22 protein-coding genes, 1 tRNA gene and 1 pseudogene are annotated in these 20,230 nt (G+C 67.5%); 8 read left to right on the top strand and 16 right to left on the bottom strand.

Annotation, left to right across the window (positions count from 1 at the left end; genetic code table 11):
- Positions 1-171: 171 nt before the first annotated feature.
- On the bottom strand, positions 172-2,934 hold the full coding sequence (gene secA, locus DFQ15_RS07445) for a preprotein translocase subunit SecA (RefSeq protein WP_110465371.1): 2,763 nt from the start codon (positions 2,932-2,934) through the stop codon (positions 172-174).
- A gap of 196 nt (positions 2,935-3,130) precedes the next feature.
- On the opposite strand from secA, the gene DFQ15_RS07440 reads away from it, so the two are divergent.
- A complete protein-coding gene (locus tag DFQ15_RS07440) occupies positions 3,131-3,439 on the top strand; it encodes a DciA family protein (RefSeq protein WP_110465370.1) in 309 nt (102 codons plus the stop codon).
- A 54-nt stretch (positions 3,440-3,493) separates the two neighbouring features.
- On the opposite strand, the gene DFQ15_RS07435 is transcribed toward DFQ15_RS07440, so the two are convergent.
- The 6 genes from DFQ15_RS07435 to petA all read right to left on the bottom strand — a co-directional run bounded on the left by DFQ15_RS07435 (position 3,494) and on the right by petA (position 7,717).
- Positions 3,494-3,569 (bottom strand) — tRNA-Thr (locus DFQ15_RS07435).
- 49 nt (positions 3,570-3,618) lie between these two features.
- A complete protein-coding gene (locus tag DFQ15_RS07430) occupies positions 3,619-4,146 on the bottom strand; it encodes a ClpXP protease specificity-enhancing factor (RefSeq protein WP_110465369.1) in 528 nt (175 codons plus the stop codon).
- Positions 4,147-4,164: 18 nt separating this feature from the next.
- Entirely contained in the window at positions 4,165-4,776 is a 612-nt protein-coding gene (locus DFQ15_RS07425) for a glutathione S-transferase N-terminal domain-containing protein (RefSeq protein ID WP_110465368.1), read from the bottom strand.
- A 112-nt stretch (positions 4,777-4,888) separates the two neighbouring features.
- A complete protein-coding gene (locus DFQ15_RS07420; protein WP_233504332.1) occupies positions 4,889-5,662 on the bottom strand; it encodes a cytochrome c1 in 774 nt (257 codons plus the stop codon).
- Positions 5,663-5,685: 23 nt separating this feature from the next.
- Entirely contained in the window at positions 5,686-7,086 is a 1,401-nt protein-coding gene (locus tag DFQ15_RS07415; RefSeq protein WP_110465367.1) for a cytochrome b, read from the bottom strand.
- A 13-nt stretch (positions 7,087-7,099) separates the two neighbouring features.
- On the bottom strand, positions 7,100-7,717 hold the full coding sequence (gene petA / locus DFQ15_RS07410; RefSeq protein WP_110465366.1) for a ubiquinol-cytochrome c reductase iron-sulfur subunit: 618 nt from the start codon (positions 7,715-7,717) through the stop codon (positions 7,100-7,102).
- A gap of 155 nt (positions 7,718-7,872) precedes the next feature.
- Between petA and mscL the strand changes: the two genes are divergently transcribed.
- Entirely contained in the window at positions 7,873-8,307 is a 435-nt protein-coding gene (gene mscL / locus DFQ15_RS07405; protein ID WP_110465365.1) for a large conductance mechanosensitive channel protein MscL, read from the top strand.
- A 74-nt stretch (positions 8,308-8,381) separates the two neighbouring features.
- Here the strand turns inward: mscL and pdxA are convergent, their stop codons facing one another.
- Entirely contained in the window at positions 8,382-9,428 is a 1,047-nt protein-coding gene (gene pdxA, locus DFQ15_RS07400; RefSeq protein WP_110465364.1) for a 4-hydroxythreonine-4-phosphate dehydrogenase PdxA, read from the bottom strand.
- Positions 9,429-9,593: 165 nt separating this feature from the next.
- On the bottom strand, positions 9,594-10,367 hold the full coding sequence (locus tag DFQ15_RS07395) for a Nif3-like dinuclear metal center hexameric protein (RefSeq protein WP_110465363.1): 774 nt from the start codon (positions 10,365-10,367) through the stop codon (positions 9,594-9,596).
- Positions 10,368-10,469: 102 nt separating this feature from the next.
- On the opposite strand from DFQ15_RS07395, the gene DFQ15_RS07390 reads away from it, so the two are divergent.
- The 6 genes and pseudogenes from DFQ15_RS07390 to DFQ15_RS07360 all read left to right on the top strand — a co-directional run bounded on the left by DFQ15_RS07390 (position 10,470) and on the right by DFQ15_RS07360 (position 16,585).
- Positions 10,470-11,612 carry a Do family serine endopeptidase gene (locus DFQ15_RS07390; protein ID WP_110465362.1) on the top strand — a complete coding sequence of 381 codons (1,143 nt, stop codon included), beginning with the start codon at positions 10,470-10,472 and terminating at the stop codon, positions 11,610-11,612.
- A gap of 148 nt (positions 11,613-11,760) precedes the next feature.
- On the top strand, positions 11,761-12,918 hold the full coding sequence (locus tag DFQ15_RS07385; protein ID WP_110465361.1) for an ABC transporter substrate-binding protein: 1,158 nt from the start codon (positions 11,761-11,763) through the stop codon (positions 12,916-12,918).
- A gap of 100 nt (positions 12,919-13,018) precedes the next feature.
- Complete coding sequence (locus DFQ15_RS07380; protein ID WP_110465360.1) at positions 13,019-13,900, top strand: branched-chain amino acid ABC transporter permease; 882 nt, start codon at positions 13,019-13,021, stop codon at positions 13,898-13,900.
- A 165-nt stretch (positions 13,901-14,065) separates the two neighbouring features.
- The gene (locus DFQ15_RS07370; protein ID WP_110465359.1) at positions 14,066-14,932 is read left to right on the top strand and encodes a branched-chain amino acid ABC transporter permease; all 867 of its coding nucleotides are present in this window, start codon (positions 14,066-14,068) and stop codon (positions 14,930-14,932) included.
- 61 nt (positions 14,933-14,993) lie between these two features.
- Positions 14,994-15,767, top strand: a pseudogene (locus tag DFQ15_RS07365) (ABC transporter ATP-binding protein); the annotation flags it as partial.
- Between the two features lie 98 nt (positions 15,768-15,865).
- Positions 15,866-16,585, top strand: coding sequence for an ABC transporter ATP-binding protein (locus DFQ15_RS07360; protein ID WP_110465357.1), 720 nt, complete (start codon positions 15,866-15,868; stop codon positions 16,583-16,585).
- Between the two features lie 223 nt (positions 16,586-16,808).
- Here the strand turns inward: DFQ15_RS07360 and tatC are convergent, their stop codons facing one another.
- The 7 genes from tatC to hisI form a co-directional block, all read right to left on the bottom strand.
- Positions 16,809-17,600, bottom strand: a complete 792-nt coding sequence (tatC, locus tag DFQ15_RS07355) for a twin-arginine translocase subunit TatC (protein WP_110465356.1) — start codon at positions 17,598-17,600, stop codon at positions 16,809-16,811.
- A gap of 53 nt (positions 17,601-17,653) precedes the next feature.
- Positions 17,654-18,133, bottom strand: coding sequence for a Sec-independent protein translocase protein TatB (gene tatB, locus DFQ15_RS07350; protein WP_110465355.1), 480 nt, complete (start codon positions 18,131-18,133; stop codon positions 17,654-17,656).
- Positions 18,134-18,157: 24 nt separating this feature from the next.
- Positions 18,158-18,415 (bottom strand): Sec-independent protein translocase subunit TatA, encoded by a 258-nt coding sequence (tatA, locus tag DFQ15_RS07345; protein WP_110465354.1) that lies wholly within the window; start codon positions 18,413-18,415, stop codon positions 18,158-18,160.
- 180 nt (positions 18,416-18,595) lie between these two features.
- Positions 18,596-18,955, bottom strand: a complete 360-nt coding sequence (locus tag DFQ15_RS07335) for a histidine triad nucleotide-binding protein (protein WP_110465353.1) — start codon at positions 18,953-18,955, stop codon at positions 18,596-18,598.
- On the bottom strand, positions 18,945-19,358 hold the full coding sequence (locus DFQ15_RS07330; protein ID WP_110465352.1) for a DUF4870 family protein: 414 nt from the start codon (positions 19,356-19,358) through the stop codon (positions 18,945-18,947). The genes DFQ15_RS07335 and DFQ15_RS07330 overlap by 11 nt, the downstream gene beginning before the upstream one ends.
- A 34-nt stretch (positions 19,359-19,392) precedes the next feature.
- Positions 19,393-19,791 carry a phosphoribosyl-ATP diphosphatase gene (locus DFQ15_RS07325; protein ID WP_110465351.1) on the bottom strand — a complete coding sequence of 133 codons (399 nt, stop codon included), beginning with the start codon at positions 19,789-19,791 and terminating at the stop codon, positions 19,393-19,395.
- A gap of 5 nt (positions 19,792-19,796) precedes the next feature.
- Complete coding sequence (gene hisI / locus DFQ15_RS07320) at positions 19,797-20,186, bottom strand: phosphoribosyl-AMP cyclohydrolase (protein WP_110465386.1); 390 nt, start codon at positions 20,184-20,186, stop codon at positions 19,797-19,799.
- Positions 20,187-20,230 lie beyond the last annotated feature (44 nt).

Raw genomic sequence — 20,230 nt, 5'->3', positions numbered from 1 at the left:
AAGGGGGCAGGCGCAGCGACACGAAGTGCGCGGAGCCTGGGGGTGTGCTTAAGAGCGGCTAACACAACCCTTCTGGCGTCGTTGCCGCACCTTGTCGTACTACTCGTACTGTCTGCGATGCGGCGCCTAGCCAGAACCGCTTCGCTGGGTTGTGTTAGCCGCTCTAAGTTCTTAGACCAGCTGGCCGTGGCAGTTCTTGTATTTCTTGCCGCTGCCGCACGGGCACGGGTCGTTGCGGCCCACGCGCGGCACGTCGGACGACGACAGCGTCTGCCGGGCACGCGCCTGGTTGCCGGCGGTGGTTTCGACCTCGCCGGTCTCGGTGGGGGCCTGGTAGGTCACGTTGGCGATCGACTCGGCACGGCTCTCCATCGCCTCGGCGGCCTCGCCCAGCGCGTCGCGCGACTGCACCTGCACCGTCAGCAGAACGCGGGTGACCTCGGCCTTGACCGCGTCGAGCAGCTGGCTGAACAGCTCGAAGGCTTCGCGCTTGTATTCCTGCTTGGGCTGCTTCTGCGCGTAGCCGCGCAGGTGGATGCCCTGGCGCAGGTAGTCGAGCGCGGCCAGGTGCTCGCGCCAGTGCGAGTCGATGCTCTGCAGCAGCACCACGCGTTCGAACTGGGTGAACTGCTCGCCGCCCACCTGGGCGACCTTGGCCTCGAAGGCGGCATCGGCCGCGGCCAGCACCTTCTCCAGGATGTCGTCGTCGGTGATCGCGCTGGAGGCTTCGACTTCCGAACGCAGCGGCAGGTCGAGCTGCCATTCCTGGGCCAGCGTGCCTTCGAGCGCGGCCAGGTCCCACTGCTCCTCGACCGATTCGGCCGGCACGTACTGGCGCACCAGGTCGGTGAAGGTGCTCCGGCGCAGGCCGTCGATCTGCGGCGACAGGTCGCTCGCATCCAGGATCTCGTTGCGCTGCTGGTAGATGACCTTGCGCTGGTCGTTGGAAACGTCGTCGTACTCCAGCAGTTGCTTGCGCACGTCGAAATTGCGGGCCTCGACCTTGCGCTGCGCGCTCTCGATGCTGCGGGTGACGATGCCTGCCTCGATCGCCTCGCCCTCGGGCATCTTCAAGCGTTCCATGATCGACTTGACCCGGTCGCCCGCGAAGATGCGCATCAGCGTGTCGTCCAGGCTCAGGTAGAAGCGCGACGAGCCCGGATCGCCCTGGCGGCCCGAGCGGCCGCGCAGCTGGTTGTCGATCCGGCGCGACTCGTGGCGCTCGGTGGCGATGATCCGCAAGCCGCCCTGCGCGGTGACGAAGGCATGGTCCTTTTCCCATTGCGCGCGCACCTCGGCGGCACGGGCGGCCTTGGCGGCTTCGTCCTGCGTCTCGTCGGCCTCGACTTCCTGGAGCATCTTCTCCAGGCTGCCGCCCAGCACGATGTCGGTACCGCGGCCCGCCATGTTGGTGGCGATGGTGATCATCTTCGGCTTACCGGCCTGCGCGACGATGTCGGCCTCGCGGGCATGCTGCTTGGCGTTGAGCACCTGGTGCGGCAGGTTCTCGCGGATCAGCAGCGCGTCGATGATTTCCGAGTTCTCGATCGAGGTGGTGCCCACCAGCACCGGCTGGCCGCGCTCGTAGCATTCGCGGATGTCCTGGATCGCCGCCTCGTACTTTTCTTTGGTCGTCTTGTAGACGCGGTCGAGCTGGTCGGTGCGCTTGCTGACGCGGTTCGGCGGGATGACGATGGTCTCGAGGCCGTAGATTTCCTGGAACTCGTAGGCCTCGGTATCGGCGGTGCCGGTCATGCCCGAGAGCTTGCCGTACAGGCGGAAGTAGTTCTGGAAGGTGATCGAGGCCAGCGTCTGGTTCTCGGCCTGGATGTCCACGCCTTCCTTCGATTCGACGGCCTGGTGCAGGCCTTCGCTCCAGCGGCGGCCCGACATCAGCCGGCCGGTGAATTCGTCGACGATGACGATCTCGCCGTTCTGCACCACGTAGTGCTGGTCGCGGTGGTAGAGGTGGTTGGCCCGCAACGCCGCGTACAGGTGGTGCATCAGCGAGATGTTGGACGGGTCGTAGAGCGACGCGCCCTCGGGCAGCAGGCCTTCGCTCGCCAGGATGCGCTCGGCGCTCTCGTGGCCCTGCTCGGTCAGGAAGACCTGGCGGCTCTTCTCGTCGATGGTGAAGTCGCCGGGCTTGGTGACGCCCTCGCCGGTGCGCGGATCGGCCTCGCCCTCTTGCCGCACCAGCAACGGCACCACCCGGTTGATCGCGATGTAGGTGGCGGTGTGGTCCTCGGCCTGGCCGCTGATGATCAGCGGGGTGCGGGCCTCGTCGATCAGGATCGAATCGACCTCGTCGACGATCGCATAGTTGAGGGCGCGCTGCACGCGGTCGCCGCTCTCGTACACCATGTTGTCGCGCAGGTAGTCGAAGCCGTACTCGTTGTTGGTGCCGTAGGTGATGTCGGCGTTGTAGGCGGCCTGCTTCTCCTCGCGCGGCAGGTTGGGCAGGTTGATGCCCACCGACAGGCCGAGGAAGTTGTAGAGCCGCGCCATCCATTCGGCGTCGCGCTGCGCGAGATAGTCGTTGACCGTCACCACGTGCACGCCCTTGCCGGTGAGCGCGTTCAGGTACACCGGCAGCGTGGCGGTGAGGGTCTTGCCCTCGCCGGTGCGCATTTCGGCGATCTTTCCGTAATGCAGCGACATGCCGCCGAGCAGCTGCACGTCGAAGTGCCGCATCTTCATGACCCGCTTGGAGCCCTCGCGCACCACGGCGAAGGCCTCGGGCAGCAGCTTGTCGAGCGATTCGCCGGCGGCCACCCGCTGCTTGAACTCGTCGGTCTTGGCGCGCAGCTGGGCGTCGTCGAGCTTCTCGAACTCGGGCTCCATCGCATTGATGCGCGAGACCGCGCCGCGGTACTGCTTGAGCAGGCGGTCGTTACGGCTGCCGAAGAGTTTGGTCAGAAAGTTGGTGGCCATGCATGCGGGTGCCCGCCTGCCCGTCTGCACGCGCGGGGCGACCCATCCTCGAAGGTGTGTGAAATGAATTCTGACGCTGCCGTGGCAGGTCAAACCCCGGATTTTAGCGTCGCGATGCGCGGCCGGCGCGACAGGGATAATCGGCCCATCGCCAAGGCGCCTGCCACCGGCGCCCGCACCCCACGTCTGGATCCCGATGCACCGCCGCCACCACGCCGTTCCCCTGATGCAGGCGGCCGAGCAGTCGCCCGCCCTGGCCCGCCTGACCGGGCTGGCCCGCGACTCGGGAGAGCGCCTGCGGCAGGTGCAGGAACTCATTCCGCCGGGCCTGCGCGGCACGGTACGGGCCGGGCCGATCGAGGGCGTGACCTGGTGCCTGCTGGTGGACAGCAACGCCGCGGCCGCCAAGCTGCGGCAGCTGGTGCCGGCGTTGATGGCGCATCTGCGGACCAAGGGATGGGCGGTGGAGGCGATCCGCCTCAAGGTGCTGGGGCGGGGGCGCTGAGGCCCTGTCGCTCTCCGGGTTTCCAGGGCGGAAACGGGCGAGGCGAAGAAAAGATGGTGCCGCTTGTCGGAATCGAACTGACGACCTTCCGCTTACAAGGCGGGTGCTCTACCAACTGAGCTAAAGCGGCGAACTCGGGATTCTAGTGCGGCGGGCGGCGCATGCGCCGCGGCCTGAACTTACTTGACGCGCTTCAACGAAGGCCGGGGGCCGTCGCCTGCGGGCGGGCACGGCGGCTCGTCGTCGGAACCGGAAGGCGGCGGCGCGCCGGTGTCGTCGACGGCCACCAGCTGCATCACCCGCGGCTCGCCGCCGGGTGAAACGGCCGGGGGGCTGCCGGTATCCAGCGCCTCGGGTGCGGCCTGGGCCAGGCCGCCCGCCTCGGGCACGCCGATCGGGAAGGCCATGCCCTGCCCGTTCTCGCGGGCGTAGATGGCCATCACCCGGCTGATCGGCACCATGATGTCGCGCGAGGTGCCGGCGAAACGTGCCTTGAACTCGATGAAGTCGTTACCGAGCTGCAGCGAGCTGGTGGCGTCGTAGCTGATGTTCAGCACGATCTCGCCGTTCTTCACGTATTCGCGCGGCACCTGCACCGCCTCGTCGACGCGCACCGCGACATAGGGCGTGAAGCCGTTGTCGGTGCACCATTCGTAGAGGGCACGTATCAGGTAGGGCCGTGTCGAGGTGGATTCCAGCGCGTTCATGGGGCCGATCTTACTTACTTACTTGCGCATGACCTTTTCGGACGGCGTCAGCGCTTCGATGTAGGCGGGGCGCGAGAAGATGCGCTCGGCGTACTTCAGCAGCGGCGCGGCGTTCTTGCTCAGGTCGATGCCGTAGTAGTCCAGGCGCCAGAGCAGCGGCGCGATCGCCACGTCGAGCATCGAGAAGTTGTCGCCCAGCATGAACTTGTTCTTGAGGAACACCGGGGCCAGCTGCGTCAGGCGGTCGCGGATGTGGGCGCGGGCTTTCTCCAGCACCTTCTCGTTGCCCTTGACGGCACGCGATTCGAGCACGTTGACATGCACGAACAGCTCCTTCTCGAAATTGAGCAGGAACAGGCGGACGCGGGCGCGGTCGACCGGGTCGCCGGGCATCAGCTGCGGGTGCGGGAAACGCTCGTCGATGTACTCGTTGATGATGTTCGACTCGTACAGGATCAGGTCGCGCTCGACCAGGATCGGCACTTGGCCGTACGGGTTCATCACGTTGATGTCTTCGGGCTTGTTGTAGAGATCGACGTCCCGGATCTCGAAGTCCATGCCTTTCTCGAACAGGACGAAGCGGCAACGGTGGGAAAAGGGGCAGGTCGTGCCCGAGTAAAGCACCATCATGGTGGAAGGCTCCTAAAAATCGAAGGAGCGGGGATGCGAGGCACTCCCACTCCAGGAAATGCCGACGCGCGGGACGGGCCCGCGCGTGGCGATGCGAGGGCGGACGCGAAGACTATTTCACGTCCTTCCAGAACGCCGCGTTGAGGCGCCAGGTGAAGACGGTCAGCACCAGCAGGAACAGCAGCACCGCGACACCCACGCGCACCCGCGTGTTCTGTGCCGGCTCGGCCATCCACTGCAGGTAGTTGACCAGATCGCCGATCGACTGCTCGTACTGCAGCGGCGTCAGGGTACCGGGCCTGGTCTGCTCCCAGCCGGTGAAGACGTGGGTGGCGTGGCCGTGCTCGATGCGTTCCTCGTAGACCGGGCGGCGCTCTCCCTGCAGTTCCCACAGCACGTTCGGCATGCCGACGTTGGGATAGGCCAGGTTGTTCCAGCCGGTCGGCTTGGTCTCGTCGCGGTAGAAGGTGCGCAAGAAGGTGTAGAGGTAGTCCGCGCCCGATCCGCCGTGGCCGGCGCGGGACCGGGCGACCAGGGTCAGGTCGGGCGGGTTGCCGCCGAACCATTCCTTGGCCTGCTTCGGATCGATCGCGGCCTTCATCGTGTCGCCCACCTTCTCGGTGGTGAACAGCAGATTGTCCTTGACCTGCTGCTCCGACAGGCCGATGTCCTGCAGCCGGTTGTAGCGCATGAAGGCGGCCGAGTGACAGCCCAGGCAGTAATTGACGAAGATCTTGGCGCCGTTCTGGAGCGACTGCAGATCGTTGGTCTTGTTGGGCGCCTCGTCCCAGGCGATCCCGCCCTCGGCGGCGTGCGCACCGGCGGCCAGGCCCGCGGCCGCCACCAGCGCCAGCAGGATCTTCTTTGCGTAACCCATGGTGTTCATCGTGCTTCTCCCGGGGCTCGGGCTCAGTGCGCGGCGAAGGTGACGCGGTCGGGCACCGGCTTGGGTTCGCCCAGGCGGCTCCACCACGGCATCAGCAGGAAGAAGCCGAAATAGAACAGGGTGCCGACCTGCGACACGCGCTCGCCGAGCGGCGACGGCGGCTGCACGCCCAGGTAGCCCAGCACCACGAAGTTGACGACGAAGATGCCGTACAGGTACTTGTGCCAGTCGGGGCGGTAGCGGATCGACTTGACCGGGCTGTGGTCGAGCCACGGCAGGAAGAACAGGATGACGACCGCGCCGCCCATCACCACCACGCCCCAGAACTTGGCGTCGATCGACAGCATCGCGGCGATCGCGCCGAGGGCGACCAGCACGATCAGGCCCTTCAGGAAACCGGCCAGCCGGCTCTTGACGGCGCAAAGGATGGCCGAGCCCAGCACGCAGGCGATCAGCGCGTACATCATCTCGCTGGTGATGGCCCGCAGCATCGAATAGAACGGGGTGAAGTACCAGACCGGTGCGATGTGGTTCGGCGTCTTCAGCGGATCGGCCGGGATGAAGTTGTTGTACTCCAGGAAGTAGCCGCCGGCCTCGGGTGCGAAGAAGATGATGGCGGTGAAGACCATCAGGAACACGCAGACGCCGAAGATGTCGTGCACCGTGTAGTACGGGTGGAACGGGATGCCGTCGAGCGGAATGCCCTTCGCATCCTTGTACTTCTTGATCTCGACGCCGTCGGGGTTGTTGGAGCCGACCTCGTGCAGTGCGACGATGTGCGCCACCACCAGGCCCAGCAGCACCAGCGGCACCGCGATGACGTGGAAGCTGAAGAAGCGGTTGAGCGTGGCGTCCGACACCACGTAGTCGCCGCGGATCAGCAGGGCCAGGTCGGGGCCGACGAAGGGGATCGCGGCGAACAGGTTCACGATCACCTGCGCGCCCCAGTACGACATCTGGCCCCAGGGCAGCAGGTAGCCCATGAAGGCCTCGGCCATCAGGCACAGGAAGATGCCGCAGCCGAAGAGCCAGACCAGCTCGCGCGGCTTGCGGTAGGAGCCGTACAACAGCCCGCGGAACATGTGCAGGTACACCACCACGAAGAACGCCGAGGCGCCGGTGGAGTGCATGTAGCGGATCAACCAGCCCCAGGGCACGTCGCGCATGATGTACTCGACCGAGGCGAACGCCAGCGTCGCATCGGGCTTGTAGTGCATCACCAGGAAGATGCCGGTGACGATCTGGATCACCAGCACCAGCAGGGCCAGCGAGCCGAAGATGTACCAGACGTTGAAGTTCTTCGGAGCGTAGTACTCGCTCATGTGCTCTTTGTAGAGCTTGGACGCCGGGAACCGGTTGTCCACCCAGTTCATCAGCTTGGCGCCGATCGGCGCATTGGGGGAAATGGGTTTGAATTCAGCCATGGCCGTGTCTCCGTCAAGCCTTCTTGTCGTCTTGGCCGATCAGCAGGCGCGTATCGGTGAGGTACATGTGGGGCGGCACCGGCAGGTTGTCGGGTGCGGGCTTGTTCTTGAAGACGCGGCCCGCCAGGTCGAAGGTCGATCCGTGGCAAGGGCAGAGAAAGCCGCCTTCCCAGTTGTCGGGCAGCGACGGTTGCGGGCCGGCCTGCAGCCGGTCGACCGGCGAGCAGCCGAGGTGGGTGCAGATGCCGACCACCACCAGCACCTCGGGCTTGATCGAGCGGCCTTCGTTGCGGGCGTATGCGGGCGTGAATTCGTCGGGGTTGCGCAGCGACTTCGGGTCGGCCAACTGGCCGTCGAGCTTCGGCAGTTCGTCGACCTGAGCCTTGCTGCGCTTGAGGATCCAGACCGGCTTGCCCCGCCACTCGACGGTCATCTTCTCGCCTTCCTTCAGGCCGGAGATGTCGACTTCCACCGCGGCACCGGCGGCCTTCGCCTTCTCGGAAGGCTGGAAGGTGCTCACGAAAGGAATGGCGGTAGCCGCGCCCCCGATCGCACCGGCGCAGCTCGAAGCGATGAGCCAGGTGCGTTTGCTGCGGTCGATCCTCGGGCGCTCGACTAAAGATTCGCTCATGGAAATCCTCGATGATCATCGCTTGTGGGGGTCAGCCGAAGATTGTAGCGGAGCGTTTCCGCGGGGTTTTTCCCCTATCCGGGCCGTCGGAAGCCCCCACGGTGCAGCGATACTGGCGCGTTTTCAACCGGTAAATACCAGCGGAGGCGCACGCCATGGGCATCGTTCAGGAATTCAAGGATTTCTCCCTCAAGGGCAACGTGGTCGACCTGGCCGTGGGCGTGATCATCGGCGGGGCTTTCGGCAAGATCGTCGACTCGCTGGTGAGCGACATCATCATGCCGGTGGTGGGCCTGGTGTTCGGCCGGCTCGACTTCTCCAGCATGTTCGCGGTACTGGGCGCGATCCCGGCGGGGGTGCCGCGTACCCTGGTCGACCTGAAGAAGGCGGGCGTGCCCGTCTTCGCCTACGGCAACTTCATCACGGTGTCGGTGAACTTCTTCATCCTCGCGCTGGTGATCTTCGTCATGGTCAAGCAGATCAACCGCCTGCGCCGCAAGGAGGCCGCGGCCCCGGCGACACCGGCCGCCCCGGCGGAAGACATCGTGCTGCTGCGCGAAATCCGCGACAGCCTGCGCGCCCGGCCCTGAACACCGATTGCTATCAATTAAATAGCTAGAGGTCGGCGTGCTTTAACGGCTACGGCCATTTTTTCCTTGAAATCCTAGCCCGCCAGAACCCGGGCCATCCGCACGGCGGCCAGCAGGCTCGACGGATCGGCCCGGCCGGTGCCGGCGATGTCGAAGGCGGTGCCGTGGTCGGGGCTGGTGCGCACCAGCGGCAGGCCCAGGGTCACGTTCACGCCCCGCTCCACGCCCAGGTACTTGACCGGGATCAGCCCCTGGTCGTGGTACATCGCGACCACCGCATCGAACTCGCCGGGCCGGGCGGCCATGTCGCGGGCCCGCATGAAGACGGTGTCGGGCGCGAACGGCCCCGCGGCGTCGATGCCTTCGGCCCGCGCCGCGGCGACCGCCGGGGCGATGTGCAGTATCTCTTCCTGCCCGAACAGCCCGCCCTCCCCCGCATGCGGATTGACCCCGGCCACGCCCAGCCGCGGCGGGCGGCCCAGCATCCGCGCGAGCGACCGGTGGGCGATGCGCAGCGTCTGCAGCACGCTGTCGCCCGTCACCGCGTCGAGCGCGTCGCGCAGCGACAGGTGGATGCTGACCAGCACGGTACGCAGCTCGTCGTTGGCCAGCATCATGCGCACCGGCACCCGGGCCACCGGCAGGCCCTGGAACGCGGCGGCCTCGGCCTGCAGCAGCTCGGTGTGGCCGGGAAAGGATTCGCCGGCGGCGTGCAACGCCTCCTTGTGCAGCGGCGCGGTGACCAGACCCGCGATCTCGCCGCGCAGGGCCGCACGGGCCGCCCAGCGCACGCTCTCGGCCGCCTGCCGGCCGGCCTCGGCCGACACCGTGCCGAACGGCACCACCGCCTGCGCCACCACCACCGGCAGCACCGGGATGCAGCGCGGCGGCAGGCCGGGCGCCTCGGCCGGCGAGGCGATCTCGGCCACCGGAATCGACGGCCCGCCCCCCGCCACGACCGCCGCCGCCCGGCGCAGCACCGCGCGGTCGCCGACCACGAAGCAGCCGTGCAGCACGTCCGGCGCATCGCGGAACAGCATCGCGATCGTCTCAGGACCGATGCCGGCCGGATCACCCGCGGTGATCGCCAGCGGGCGAAGCGATGTCGGTGCAGAACTCATCGGGTGGAAATAGTGAGAACAGGAGGCCCTGAGCACGGGCCACCGAAAAATGTGAAAGAACCGTAGCGAGCAAGCCCGAGTGTGCGTTGAGGACCGGAGCCGTACTTTCGTACGGTGAGGACCGCAGACGCGCAATCGGGCTGCGCAGCAGGTTCTCTCACATTTTTAACCGGGATTGGGGATATCGACGAAGGTGTGCCGCAGGCCCAGGGCTTCGGCCACGTGGCCGGCCGCCGCAGGTGCACCGTAGCGCTCGCTGGCATGGTGGCCGCAGGCGATGTAGGCCACGCCCAGCTCCCGCGCATAGTGGGCCTGCGGCTCCGAGATCTCGCCGGTCACGAACGCGTCGGCCCCGGCGGCGATGGCGGCCTCGAAGTAGCCCTGCGCGCCGCCGGTGCACCAGGCCACCCGCCGGATGGCGCCGCGGCCCGGGTCGACCAGGGTGACCGGCCGCGCCACCGTGCGCTCCACATGCCGCGCCAGCGCCTCGGCATCCTCGAACGCCGCGGGCGCCAGGCAGCCCAGCGACTGCTCGCCGAACCAGGCGTCGGCCGCCCAACCCAGCCGCGCGCCCAGCTGCGCGTTGTTGCCGAAGACCGGGTGCGCGTCCAGCGGCAGGTGGTAGGCGAACAGGCTGATGTCGTGCGCCAGCAGCAAGCCCAGCCGCCGCCGCAGCCAGCCGGTGACCCGGCCGTCGTGGCCGCGCCAGAAGAGGCCGTGGTGTACGAAGAGCGCATCGGCCCGCAGATCGATCGCCGCCTCGATCAGCGCGCGGCTGGCGGTGACGCCCGAGACGATGTGGCCGACCTGCGCGCGGCCCTCCACCTGCAGGCCGTTGGGTCCGTAGTCCTTGAAGCGCTCGGGCGACAGGAGTTCGTCGAATCGGCGCAGCAGCAGGCCGCGCTCCGCGGTGGCGGGTTCGGAAGGTGGGCAAGACATGGCGCCTATTCTGTTTCATGCGGGCCCGCGCCCGCACGGGTGGCATCGGCGAGAATGGGGCACCGCGCACCTCGGCGCCCTTCGATTCCCGTCTGGTTCTCCATGAAGCGCATCTGGCTGCTGTTCTCGCAAACCGTCACCGTCCTGCTGGCGGCCTATTTCGTCGTCGCGGTGTTGAAGCCCGACTGGCTGGGCCGGCCGAGCTTGCGCGGCGGCATCGTTTCGCTGCTGGAGGCGCCCGCCGCCGTGGCCGCGCCGCCCGAGCCCGGCAGCCTGGCCGCGGCGGCCAAGAAAGCGTCTCCGGCGGTGGTCAGCATCAGCACCAGCAAGGCCGCCCCGCGCCATCCGCGCAGCAACGATCCGTGGTTCCAGTTCTTCTTCGGCGACCAGGGCAACAGCCAGCCGCAGGCGGGCCTGGGCAGCGGCGTGATCGTGAGCCCCGACGGCTACATCCTCACCAACAACCACGTGGTCGAAGGCGCCGACGAGATCGAGGTGATGCTCAACGACAGCCGCCGCACCCAGGCCAAGGTGATCGGCACCGACCCCGAGACCGACCTGGCGGTGCTCAAGATCACGCTCGACAAGCTGCCGGTCATCGTGCTGGGCAACTCCGACCAGCTGCTGGTGGGCGACAAGGTGCTGGCGATCGGCAACCCGTTCGGCGTGGGCCAGACGGTCACCAGCGGCATCGTCAGCGCGCTCGGCCGCAACCAGCTGGGCATCAACACCTTCGAGAACTTCATCCAGACCGACGCGGCGATCAACCCGGGCAACTCGGGCGGTGCGCTGACCGACGTCAACGGCAACCTGATGGGCATCAACACCGCCATCTACTCGCGCTCGGGCGGCAGCATGGGCATCGGCTTCGCGATCCCCGTCTCCACCGCCAAGCAGGTGCTCGAAGGCATCGTGACCGACGGCCAGGTGCAGCGCGGCTGGATCGGGGTGGAGCCCAACGAACTCTCGCCCGAGCTGGCCGAGACCTTCGGCGTGAAGGCGTCGCAGGGCGTGATCATCACCGGCGTGCTGCAGGCCGGCCCGGCCGCGCAGGCGGGCATCCGGCCCGGCGACGTGATCGTGCAGGTCGGCCCGAAGGCGGTCGACAACGTGTCGGAGCTGATGACCGCCGTGGCGTCGATCAAGCCCGGCACCACCGCGCCGTTCACGCTGCTGCGCGGCGACGGCCGGCTGACGCTGGAGGTGGCGACCGGCACCCGGCCCCGCGCCTCGGTCCGCAACTGAGGCGCGCCGGGCGGCTCCGGCGGGCCGTGCGGCGGGGCGGCCGCCGGTGCCCGGCAGACCCCGCGCGGCAAGGTCTTTCCCTCTGATAAGCCCCGGGGGCGCCGGGTAGAATCCGCCGCCATTCCATCACGATTTCCCAAGGATTCCCATGCGCTACGTTCCATCCCAGCGTCCGCTGATCGCCCTGCTGGTTGCGGGGAGCCTTGCCACCGCCGCCCAGGCGGCCGACCTCAGGATCGGCGTCGCGGAAGCCCTGTCGGGCGGTGCCGCCCAGTACGGCTCGGCGATCCGCAACGGCTTCCAGCTGGCGGCCGACGAGCTCAACGCCGCCGGCGGCATTCACGGCGACAGGATCGTGCTGGTGGTGGAGGACGAGCAGGGCAAGAAGGAAGAAGCGATCAACGTCTTCAAGAAACTGATCTTCCAGGACAAGGTGCTGATGGTCTTCGGCCCGACGCTGTCCAACTCGGCCCAGGCGGCCGATCCGGTGGCCCAGGCCGCGAAGACAGTCGCGTTCGGCACCTCCAACACCGCCGACGGCATCACCTCGATCGGCGACTACGTGTTCCGCAACTCGGTGACCGAGGCCGACGTGCTGCCCGCCACCATCAAGACCGCGGTCGCCAAGGCCGGCGTGAAGAAGGTCGCGGTGTTCTACGGCAACGACGACGTGTTCACCAAGAGCGGCTACGACAACTTCAAGAAGGCGCTCGACGACCTGAAGATTCCGGTGACCACCACCGAGACCTTCGCCAAGGGCGACGTCGACTTCAAGGCCCAGCTCACCAAGATCAAGGCCGGCAACCCGGATGCGATCGTGCTGTCGGCCCTGCTCGCCGAAGGCGCGCCGATCATGGTGCAGGCCCGCCAGATCGGACTGAACGTGCCGGTGATCGGCGGCAACGGCATGAACTCGACCAAGATCTTCGAACTGGCCAAGGACAAGTCCGACGGTCTGTACGTGGGCAGCCCGTGGTCGGCCAGCAACGACACGCCGGAGAACGCCAGGTTCATCAAGGCCTACACCGCCAAGTACAGCGCCGCGCCCGACCAGTTCGCAGCGCAAGCCTACGACGCGCTCTACATCGCCGCACAGGCGATCAAGTCCGTCAAGATCACCGGCCAGCTTCCGGCCGACCGCACCGCGGTGCGCGACGCGCTGCCCAAGGTCAAGTGGACCGGTGCCACCGGCGCGTTCGAGTTCCGCCGCGCCAACGACAAGGCCGGCAAGCCCGCCGGCTACGACGCGCAGCAGACCCCGATCGTCAGCGTGACGCAGGGCAACCGGTTCGTGATCGAGAAGTAAGCCGACCGGGCCTGCGGACCTTCCGCTCGGACGGCGCGGCACACCGCGCCGTTTTTTTGTTTTTTGCAACGCGCGATACGCGCACTGTCTGGACACGACCGTGCTGGAACAGCAACTCTTCAATGCCCTGTCGCTCGGGTGCGTCTACGCGCTCTTCGCGCTCGGCTTCACCCTCATCTTCGGCGTGCTCGGCGTCATCAACCTCTCGCACGGCGCCGTCTTCATGGTCGGGGCCTATGCGGCGGTCGAGGCCATGGCGCGGCTCGCCCTGCCGCTTTGGGCGGGGCTGCTGTTCGCGTTCCTGTTCTGCGGCGTGCTGGGGCTGCTGATCGACGTGCTGGTGCTGCGGCCGCTGCGCGCCCGCAACGCGCCCCACCTGATCCCGATGATCGCGACCATCGGCGTGGCCATCATCCTCAACAACGGCATCCAGGGCATCTTCGGCGCGCAGAACCTGCGCTTCCCGCCGGGTGCCGTGTCCGACGACGCGATCAATTTCGCCGGCCTGCACCTCACCTCGGTCGAGCTGGGCATCATCCTGCTGTCGTTCGCGCTGATGGCGGTGCTGCTGGTGGCGCTGAAGAAGACGCAGCTGGGCCGGGCGCTGCGCGCGATCGCCGAATCGCCCAGGGCGGCCTACCTGCTGGGCATCGACGTCGAAGGCCTGTTCTTCATGACCTCGTTCGCGGCCGCCGGCCTGGGCGGCGTGGCCGGCGTGCTGATCGGCCTGTACTCCAACGCGGTGTTCCCGCTGATGGGCCAGCCGATCCTGCACAAGGGCATCGCGGTGATCATCCTGGGCGGCATGGGCGACATCCGCGGCGCGATGCTGGGCGGCCTGTTCCTGGGCTTCGCCGAGGTGCTGTCGGTGGCCTACATCGGCTCCAACATGCGCGACGCGGTGGCCTTCGGCCTGCTGTTCCTGGTGCTGCTGGTGCGCCCCAAGGGCCTGTTCGGCACGCTGCAAGAGCGCAAGGTCTGAGGATGAAAAACACCCCCAGTCTTCGCGCACTGCGTGTCGCTGCGCCAACCCCCTTGCAGGGGGCGATACCGGCGGCCCGGCAAAGCCGGTTCCGCGGTATCCCTGATATGAACCGTCCCCACAGCACGCCAAGTGCTTCACACACCGGTCGGGTGGATCACTGACATGGAAATGCTCGAGAACTTCTGGTCGGTCTACAGCAACCTGGTGCTCACGCTGGGCACCAACTCGCTGCTGGCGCTGTCGATCTACCTCACCCTGTCGTGCGGCATGCTGACGATGGCCAACGCGGCCTTCATGGGCATCGGCGCCTACGTGTCGGCGCTGGTCACGATGAACCTGGGCCTGCCCTACCCGGTGGCGCTGGCGGCCGGCATGGCCGCGCCCGCGCTGATGGCCTTCGTCATGGGCAAGCCCACCCTGCGGCTGTCGGGCGTGTATCTGGCGATGGCGACGCTCGCCTTCGGCGAAGTGGTGCGCATCGTGATCCTGAACGCCGAGGGCACTACCGGCGGCGCCCTGGGCCTCAACGGCATTCCGCAGTCGACCCAGTGGTGGCACGTGGCGCTCGCGCTGCTGGCGGTGGTGGCGCTGCTCTGGCGCCTGCGGCATTCGCGCGTAGGCCGCGCCTTCGAGGCGATCAAGGAAGACGAGACGGCCGCCGGCCTGATGGGCATCGACGTGGGCGCCCACAAGATGCTGGCCTTCGTGCTGGGCGCGGCCATCGCCGGCCTGGCGGGCACGCTCAACGCGCACCTGACTTTCTTCATCGGCCCCAACGAATACGGCTTCGACCGCGGCGTCGACATCCTGACGATGGCGGTGCTGGGCGGCATCAACAGCCTGTTCGGCCCTGTGCTGGGCGGCATGATCCTGACGGTGCTGCCGGAAATGCTGCGCGGCTTCAAGGACTTCCGGCTGGTGGTCAACGGCGTGATCCTGGTGCTGATCGTGCTGTTCCTGCCCAGGGGCATCTGGGACCCGGCGCGGTTGCGCGGCTGGTTCGCACGCAAGCAGGGGGCCGCAGCATGAACGCGGCGACGGGCCGCCCCCGGCAGGCGCGCACTGCGGTGCGCAGCACGGAGGTTTTTCTATGAGCGCCGAACTGCGACTCGACGCGGTCTCTCGCCACTTCGGCGGCCTGAAGGTGCTGCAGGACGTGAACCTCACGATCCCGCAAGGCGGCATCTTCGGCCTGATCGGCCCCAACGGCGCCGGCAAGACCACCGTCTTCAACCTGATCACCGGCCTGCTGCCGCCCACCAGCGGCAACATCCGCTTCGACGGCGAGGACCTGGTCGGCCGCAAGCCGCACCAGATCACCCGCCTGGGCCTGGGCCGCACCTTCCAGAACATCCGGCTGTTCAAGGAAATGAGCCTGCTGCAGAACGTGATGGTCGGCATGCACGCCCACCTGCGCTACGGCGCGGGCGGGCTGCTGGCCAGCTCGGGCCTGTTCCGTGCCGAGGAAAAGCGGGCACGGGAACGGGCCCGCGAGCTGCTGTCGTGGATGAAGCTCGACCACAAGGCCGAGGAGACCGCCGACAACCTCTCCTACGGCGAACAGCGCAAGCTGGAGCTGGCCCGCGCGCTGGCCACCGGACCGAAGCTGCTGCTGCTCGACGAGCCGGTCGCCGGCATGAACAGCAGCGAGAAGACCGAGCTGATGCGCGAGATCGAGAACATCAGCGCCCGCGGCTACACCATTTTCATGATCGAGCACGACATGCGATTCGTCATGGGCCTGTGCCAGGAGATCGCCGTGCTGAACTTCGGCCGCATCATCGCCCAGGGCGGACCCGACGCGATCCGCAACGACCCGCAGGTGATAGAGGCCTACCTGGGCCGCGAGGACGACGAGCCCGAGGCCGGCGGCGGCCCGCACGGCATCGTCACCGACGGCAGGCCGTCGGCGGTGGCGGCCGGCACGGCGCCCACCTCGGTGCCGCAACCGGGAGCGCCGGCATGAGCGGTTCTCCATTGCTGACGGTCGAAGGCCTGAAGGTCAACTTCGGCCACATCGAGGCGGTCAAGGGCATCGACTTCGAGCTGCACGAGGGCCGGATCACCACCCTGGTCGGCGCCAACGGCGCGGGCAAGTCGACCACGCTGCTGGCGCTTTCGGGGCTGGTGAAGAAGGCCGCCGGCCGGGTCAGCTTCGACGGCCGCGATCTCACCGGGCTGGCGCCGCACCGCATCGTGCAGGGCGGCGTGGTGCAGGTGGCCGAGGGCCGCGCCACGCTGACCACGCTCACCGTGCGCGAGAACCTGGAGCTGGGCGCCTACACCCGCCGCGACCGCGCCCGGCGCGCGCAGGACCTCGACTACGTCTACGGCCTGTTCCCGCGGCTGGCCGAGCGCGAAGGCGGCCTGGCCGGCAATCTGTCGGGCGGCGAGCAGCAGATGCTGGCCATCGGCCGCGCGCTGATGGCCCGGCCCCGGGTGCTGCTGCTCGACGAGCCCTCGATGGGCCTGGCGCCGATCATCGTGCAGGACATCTTCCGCACCCTGCGCACCATCAACCAGGCCGGCCTGACCATCTTCCTGGTCGAGCAGAACGTGCGCCAGGCGCTGAAGATCGCCGACCGGGGCTACGTGATCGAGACCGGCAGGATCGTGCTGGCCGACACCGGCGCGGCGCTGCTCGGCAATCCGAAGGTGCAGGAAGCGTACCTGGGCAGTTGACCGGATGGGTGGGCGCGTGGGGTTGGGTGGGCAGGCAGACGCACGCCTGCGCTCCACCCTGCTCCGTCCACCGGCAGATCGATCGACCGGGCCAGGCGCCTGCGGACACGACCGGCGCCCTGTGCAGGTTTGCTATATTTTCTATAGCTAGAAGTCGGCGTCCCGCGCCGGCTCCAGGCCTGTTCGATGCCCAAAATGCACCGAAGCATCCGACAGCCGCCGCTCAGGAACTGGCGGTCGTCTCGGCCTCGTCTTCCGGCGCCTTGGTGTGCTTGATGAAGAAGTGCGCGGCCCAGAGCCCGGCCTCGTACAGGACGCACATCGGGATCGCCAGCGACAGCTGCGACACCACGTCGGGCGGCGTCACCACGGCGGCCACGATGAACGCACCCACCACGAAGTAGCCGCGGAAGGACTTCAGCTTCTCGACGCTGACGATGCCGAGCCGCGCCAGCACCACCACCACGATCGGCACCTCGAACGCGATGCCGAAGGCCAGGAACATGGTCAGCACGAAACTGAGGTATTCCTCGATGTCGGGCGCCGGCGTGATGCTCTTGGGCGCGAAGCTCTGGATGAAGGCGAACACCTGGCCGAAGACGAAGAAGTAGCAGAACGCCACGCCCACGAAGAACAGGAAGGTCGACGACATCACCAGCGGCAGCACCAGCTTCTTCTCGTGCGAATACAGGCCCGGCGCCACGAAGGCCCATACCTGGTAGAGCACCACCGGCAGCGCCGCCAGGAACGCCGCCATGAACAGGATCTTGATCGGCACCATGAACGGCGAGATCACCGAGGTGGCGATCAGCGTCGCGCCCTTGGGCAGGTGCTGCACCAGCGGCGCGGCCAGCAGGTCGTAGAGCGGGCCGGGGCCGGGATAGAAAAACAGCACCGCCGCCGCGATGCCGACCGCGATCAGCGCCTTGACCAGCCGGTCGCGCAACTCCATGAGATGCGCCACGAAGGGCTGCTCGGTGCCGGCGAGTTCGTCGTCGCGTGAGGAATCGGACATGGGGCGGTCGTGCGGCGACGGGCACCGGGCCCGCGCCACGAGGAAAGAAAAGGTCAGTGAACTTTGGGCCGGTAGCGCGCCACCCGGGCGGCTCCCGACAAGGCTTTGCTGCGGACGCCGTTGCGGGCCTTGTACCACTGCGGGGTGGCGCCCTGCTTCAGGCGCCAGTTCTTCTTCGGATGCCGGTACTGCGGATAGGCCGGCGCCACGTCGGACTGGGCGATGCTGTTGCCGCTGCCGTAGTCGTCGGTGGCCGCCGGCGCGTCAGACCAGCTCTTCTCGAAGTCGCTGGCGTGGGTGCGGGCCGAGTCGTGCACCTCGCGTGCGGCGCTATCGACCGTGTCCTTCATCTTGCGAAGCTCGTCGAGTTCCATCGACCGGTTGACCTCGGCCTTGACGTCGGAGACGTAGCGCTGCGCCTTGCCGAGCAGCGTGCCCACGGTGCGTGCCACGCGGGGCAGCTTCTCGGGGCCGATCACGATCAGCGCGACGGCGCCGATCAGCGCCATCTTGGAAAGACCGATGTCGATCACGGGATCAGGGCGCCGTCGGGGCGATCAAGACCGGGTCTTCGACTCTACGTCGATCGGCGCCTTGTCGGGTGCGGCGCTGTGCGCGACATGCGACGAAGCCGGTGGCACCGCCGTGCCGGGTGCCGGGGCGTCGGCCGACGCGGTGCCGTCCTTCATGCCGTCCTTGAAGCCCTTCACGGCGCCGCCCAGATCGGAGCCCATGTTCTTGAGCTTCTTGGTACCGAACACCATGACGACGATGAGCAGCACGATCAACCAGTGCCAGATGGAAAACGAACCCATGGATGACTCCTAACGTAGGGACGCTGATTCTAGGCGGGCGCCGAAGGCCCCACGGACGGAACAGGCGACGACACGACCGGAAACACTGCGGGACCGGCTTCGCCGGACCGCTGGTGTCGCCCCCTCGAAGGGGGTTGGCGCAGCGACACGCAGTGCGCGAAGCCTGGGGGTGGGCCCATGCTACCCCCTGGCCCAGGGGCGCGGGCCGCCCAGGACATGCACGTGCAGGTGGTGCACCTCCTGCCCGCCCTCGTCGCCGGTATTGATCACCACCCTGAAGCCGCCCTCGGGATACGGCTTGCAACCCTGCTCCAGCGCCAGCTTCGGCGCCAGCAGCAGGATCTTGCCGAGCAGCGCCTGGTCGTCAGGCTGCGCCTGGGCCAGCGACGGGATGTGCTTGCGCGGCACGATCATGAAGTGCACCGGCGCATGCGGATGGATGTCGTGGAAGGCGTAGACGTCCTCGTCCTCGTAGACCTTGCGCGACGGAATCTGGCCGGCGATGAGCCTGCAGAAGATGCAATCGGGATCAGACGACACTCGAAGTCTCCATCGCTTGGCGGCGGTTCATCCGCACCATGCCCAGCACGATGCGGTAGAGGAACCAGATCGAGATGACGATCCAGGCGATCCAGCCGGGGATCAGGAAGAACAGCCAGAGGGGCGAGGTCACCAGGTACAGTACCGCCGCCCAGATGACCGAGCGGATGCGCCAGCGGAAATGCGAGGCCTGCCAGGTGCCTTCGGCATCGCCGCGCTTCACCAGGTCGATCAGCAGCGCCACGATCAGGATCGCGATCGACACCTGCGCGCCGGGCAATACGGCGGCCACCGCCACCACCAGGTGCAGCAGGTAGCTGATCCAGCCGACGGTGACGAGCGAGCCGTCGGCGGCGGCCTGGCGGGCCGGCAGGGATTCGGCGGAGTAGCGGTCGGGTTCCATGGGTGCGCTCCTGTGTTTTTTGCGGTGGTCCGGATCAGCGGGGCGCCGACTCCGAAGCGTCGCGGTCCTGCGCCTTGCGCAGGGCTTTTTCTTCGATGCCGCTGGTGCCCTCGCGGCGCTCCAGCTCGGCGATCACCTGGGCCGGCGTCAGGCCGTAGTGCGACAGCGCGATCATCGAGTGGAACCACAGGTCGGCCACCTCGTAGACGATCTTGCCGGCATCGCCGCCGTGGTCCGCGTCCTTGGCGGCCATGACCACCTCGGTGGCTTCCTCGCCGATCTTCTTCAGGAAGGCGTCGGGGCCCTTGTGCAGCAGACGGGCGACGTAGCTCTTGTCGGGGTCGCCGCCGTGGGCCGTCTTGCGGCTTTCGATCACGGCGGCCAGGCGCGCCAGCGCGTCCTGGGAAACGGCGGAAGGGGTGGGTGCGGCCATGGCGCTCACTTGTAGATGGATTCGGGGTCTTTCAAGACCGGATCGACCGGCGTCCACGCACCATCCTTGAGCACGCTGAAGAAGCAGCTATGGCGGCCGGTGTGGCAGGCGATGCCGGGCGCATGGCCTTCCTGGGTGATTTTCAGCAGCACCACGTCGTTGTCGCAGTCGATCCGGATCTCGTGGACCGTCTGCACGTGGCCCGATTCCTCGCCCTTGAACCAGAGGCGGTGGCGCGACCGGCTCCAGTAGACGCCGCGGCCCAGCTCGGCCGTTTTCCGCAGCGCCTCGCGGTTCATCCAGGCGAACATCAGGACATCGTTGCTGCCCTGTTCCTGCGCGATCACGGGCACGAGTCCCTGCGCGTCCCATTTCACTTCGTCGAGCCAGTTCATCGGACGATTGTCGGCGATTTGCATGCGCACCCTTTCGGTGCCCC

The organism is Xylophilus ampelinus (genome assembly GCF_003217575.1).
Taxonomy (GTDB): domain Bacteria; phylum Pseudomonadota; class Gammaproteobacteria; order Burkholderiales; family Burkholderiaceae_C; genus Xylophilus; species Xylophilus ampelinus.
The sequence above is the reverse complement of the archived record's forward strand: the minus strand, read 5'-3'. Positions and strand labels throughout refer to the sequence as shown.

What these genes read in the sequence shown, in the direction of transcription:
- DFQ15_RS07430 (WP_110465369.1), bottom strand. Translation starts at nt 4,146, where the DNA reads ATGAACGCGCTGGAATCCACCTCGACACGGCCCTACCTGATACGTGCC.
- DFQ15_RS07390 (WP_110465362.1), top strand. Translation starts at nt 10,470, where the DNA reads ATGAAGCGCATCTGGCTGCTGTTCTCGCAAACCGTCACCGTCCTGCTG.
- pdxA (WP_110465364.1), bottom strand. Translation starts at nt 9,428, where the DNA reads ATGAGTTCTGCACCGACATCGCTTCGCCCGCTGGCGATCACCGCGGGT.
- DFQ15_RS07325 (WP_110465351.1), bottom strand. Translation starts at nt 19,791, where the DNA reads ATGGCCGCACCCACCCCTTCCGCCGTTTCCCAGGACGCGCTGGCGCGC.
- DFQ15_RS07395 (WP_110465363.1), bottom strand. Translation starts at nt 10,367, where the DNA reads ATGTCTTGCCCACCTTCCGAACCCGCCACCGCGGAGCGCGGCCTGCTG.
- DFQ15_RS07425 (WP_110465368.1), bottom strand. Translation starts at nt 4,776, where the DNA reads ATGATGGTGCTTTACTCGGGCACGACCTGCCCCTTTTCCCACCGTTGC.
- DFQ15_RS07420 (WP_233504332.1), bottom strand. Translation starts at nt 5,662, where the DNA reads ATGAACACCATGGGTTACGCAAAGAAGATCCTGCTGGCGCTGGTGGCG.
- tatA (WP_110465354.1), bottom strand. Translation starts at nt 18,415, where the DNA reads ATGGGTTCGTTTTCCATCTGGCACTGGTTGATCGTGCTGCTCATCGTC.
- DFQ15_RS07385 (WP_110465361.1), top strand. Translation starts at nt 11,761, where the DNA reads ATGCGCTACGTTCCATCCCAGCGTCCGCTGATCGCCCTGCTGGTTGCG.
- DFQ15_RS07440 (WP_110465370.1), top strand. Translation starts at nt 3,131, where the DNA reads ATGCACCGCCGCCACCACGCCGTTCCCCTGATGCAGGCGGCCGAGCAG.
- tatC (WP_110465356.1), bottom strand. Translation starts at nt 17,600, where the DNA reads ATGTCCGATTCCTCACGCGACGACGAACTCGCCGGCACCGAGCAGCCC.
- mscL (WP_110465365.1), top strand. Translation starts at nt 7,873, where the DNA reads ATGGGCATCGTTCAGGAATTCAAGGATTTCTCCCTCAAGGGCAACGTG.
- petA (WP_110465366.1), bottom strand. Translation starts at nt 7,717, where the DNA reads ATGAGCGAATCTTTAGTCGAGCGCCCGAGGATCGACCGCAGCAAACGC.
- DFQ15_RS07360 (WP_110465357.1), top strand. Translation starts at nt 15,866, where the DNA reads ATGAGCGGTTCTCCATTGCTGACGGTCGAAGGCCTGAAGGTCAACTTC.
- DFQ15_RS07415 (WP_110465367.1), bottom strand. Translation starts at nt 7,086, where the DNA reads ATGGCTGAATTCAAACCCATTTCCCCCAATGCGCCGATCGGCGCCAAG.
- DFQ15_RS07330 (WP_110465352.1), bottom strand. Translation starts at nt 19,358, where the DNA reads ATGGAACCCGACCGCTACTCCGCCGAATCCCTGCCGGCCCGCCAGGCC.
- hisI (WP_110465386.1), bottom strand. Translation starts at nt 20,186, where the DNA reads ATGAACTGGCTCGACGAAGTGAAATGGGACGCGCAGGGACTCGTGCCC.
- secA (WP_110465371.1), bottom strand. Translation starts at nt 2,934, where the DNA reads ATGGCCACCAACTTTCTGACCAAACTCTTCGGCAGCCGTAACGACCGC.
- DFQ15_RS07370 (WP_110465359.1), top strand. Translation starts at nt 14,066, where the DNA reads ATGGAAATGCTCGAGAACTTCTGGTCGGTCTACAGCAACCTGGTGCTC.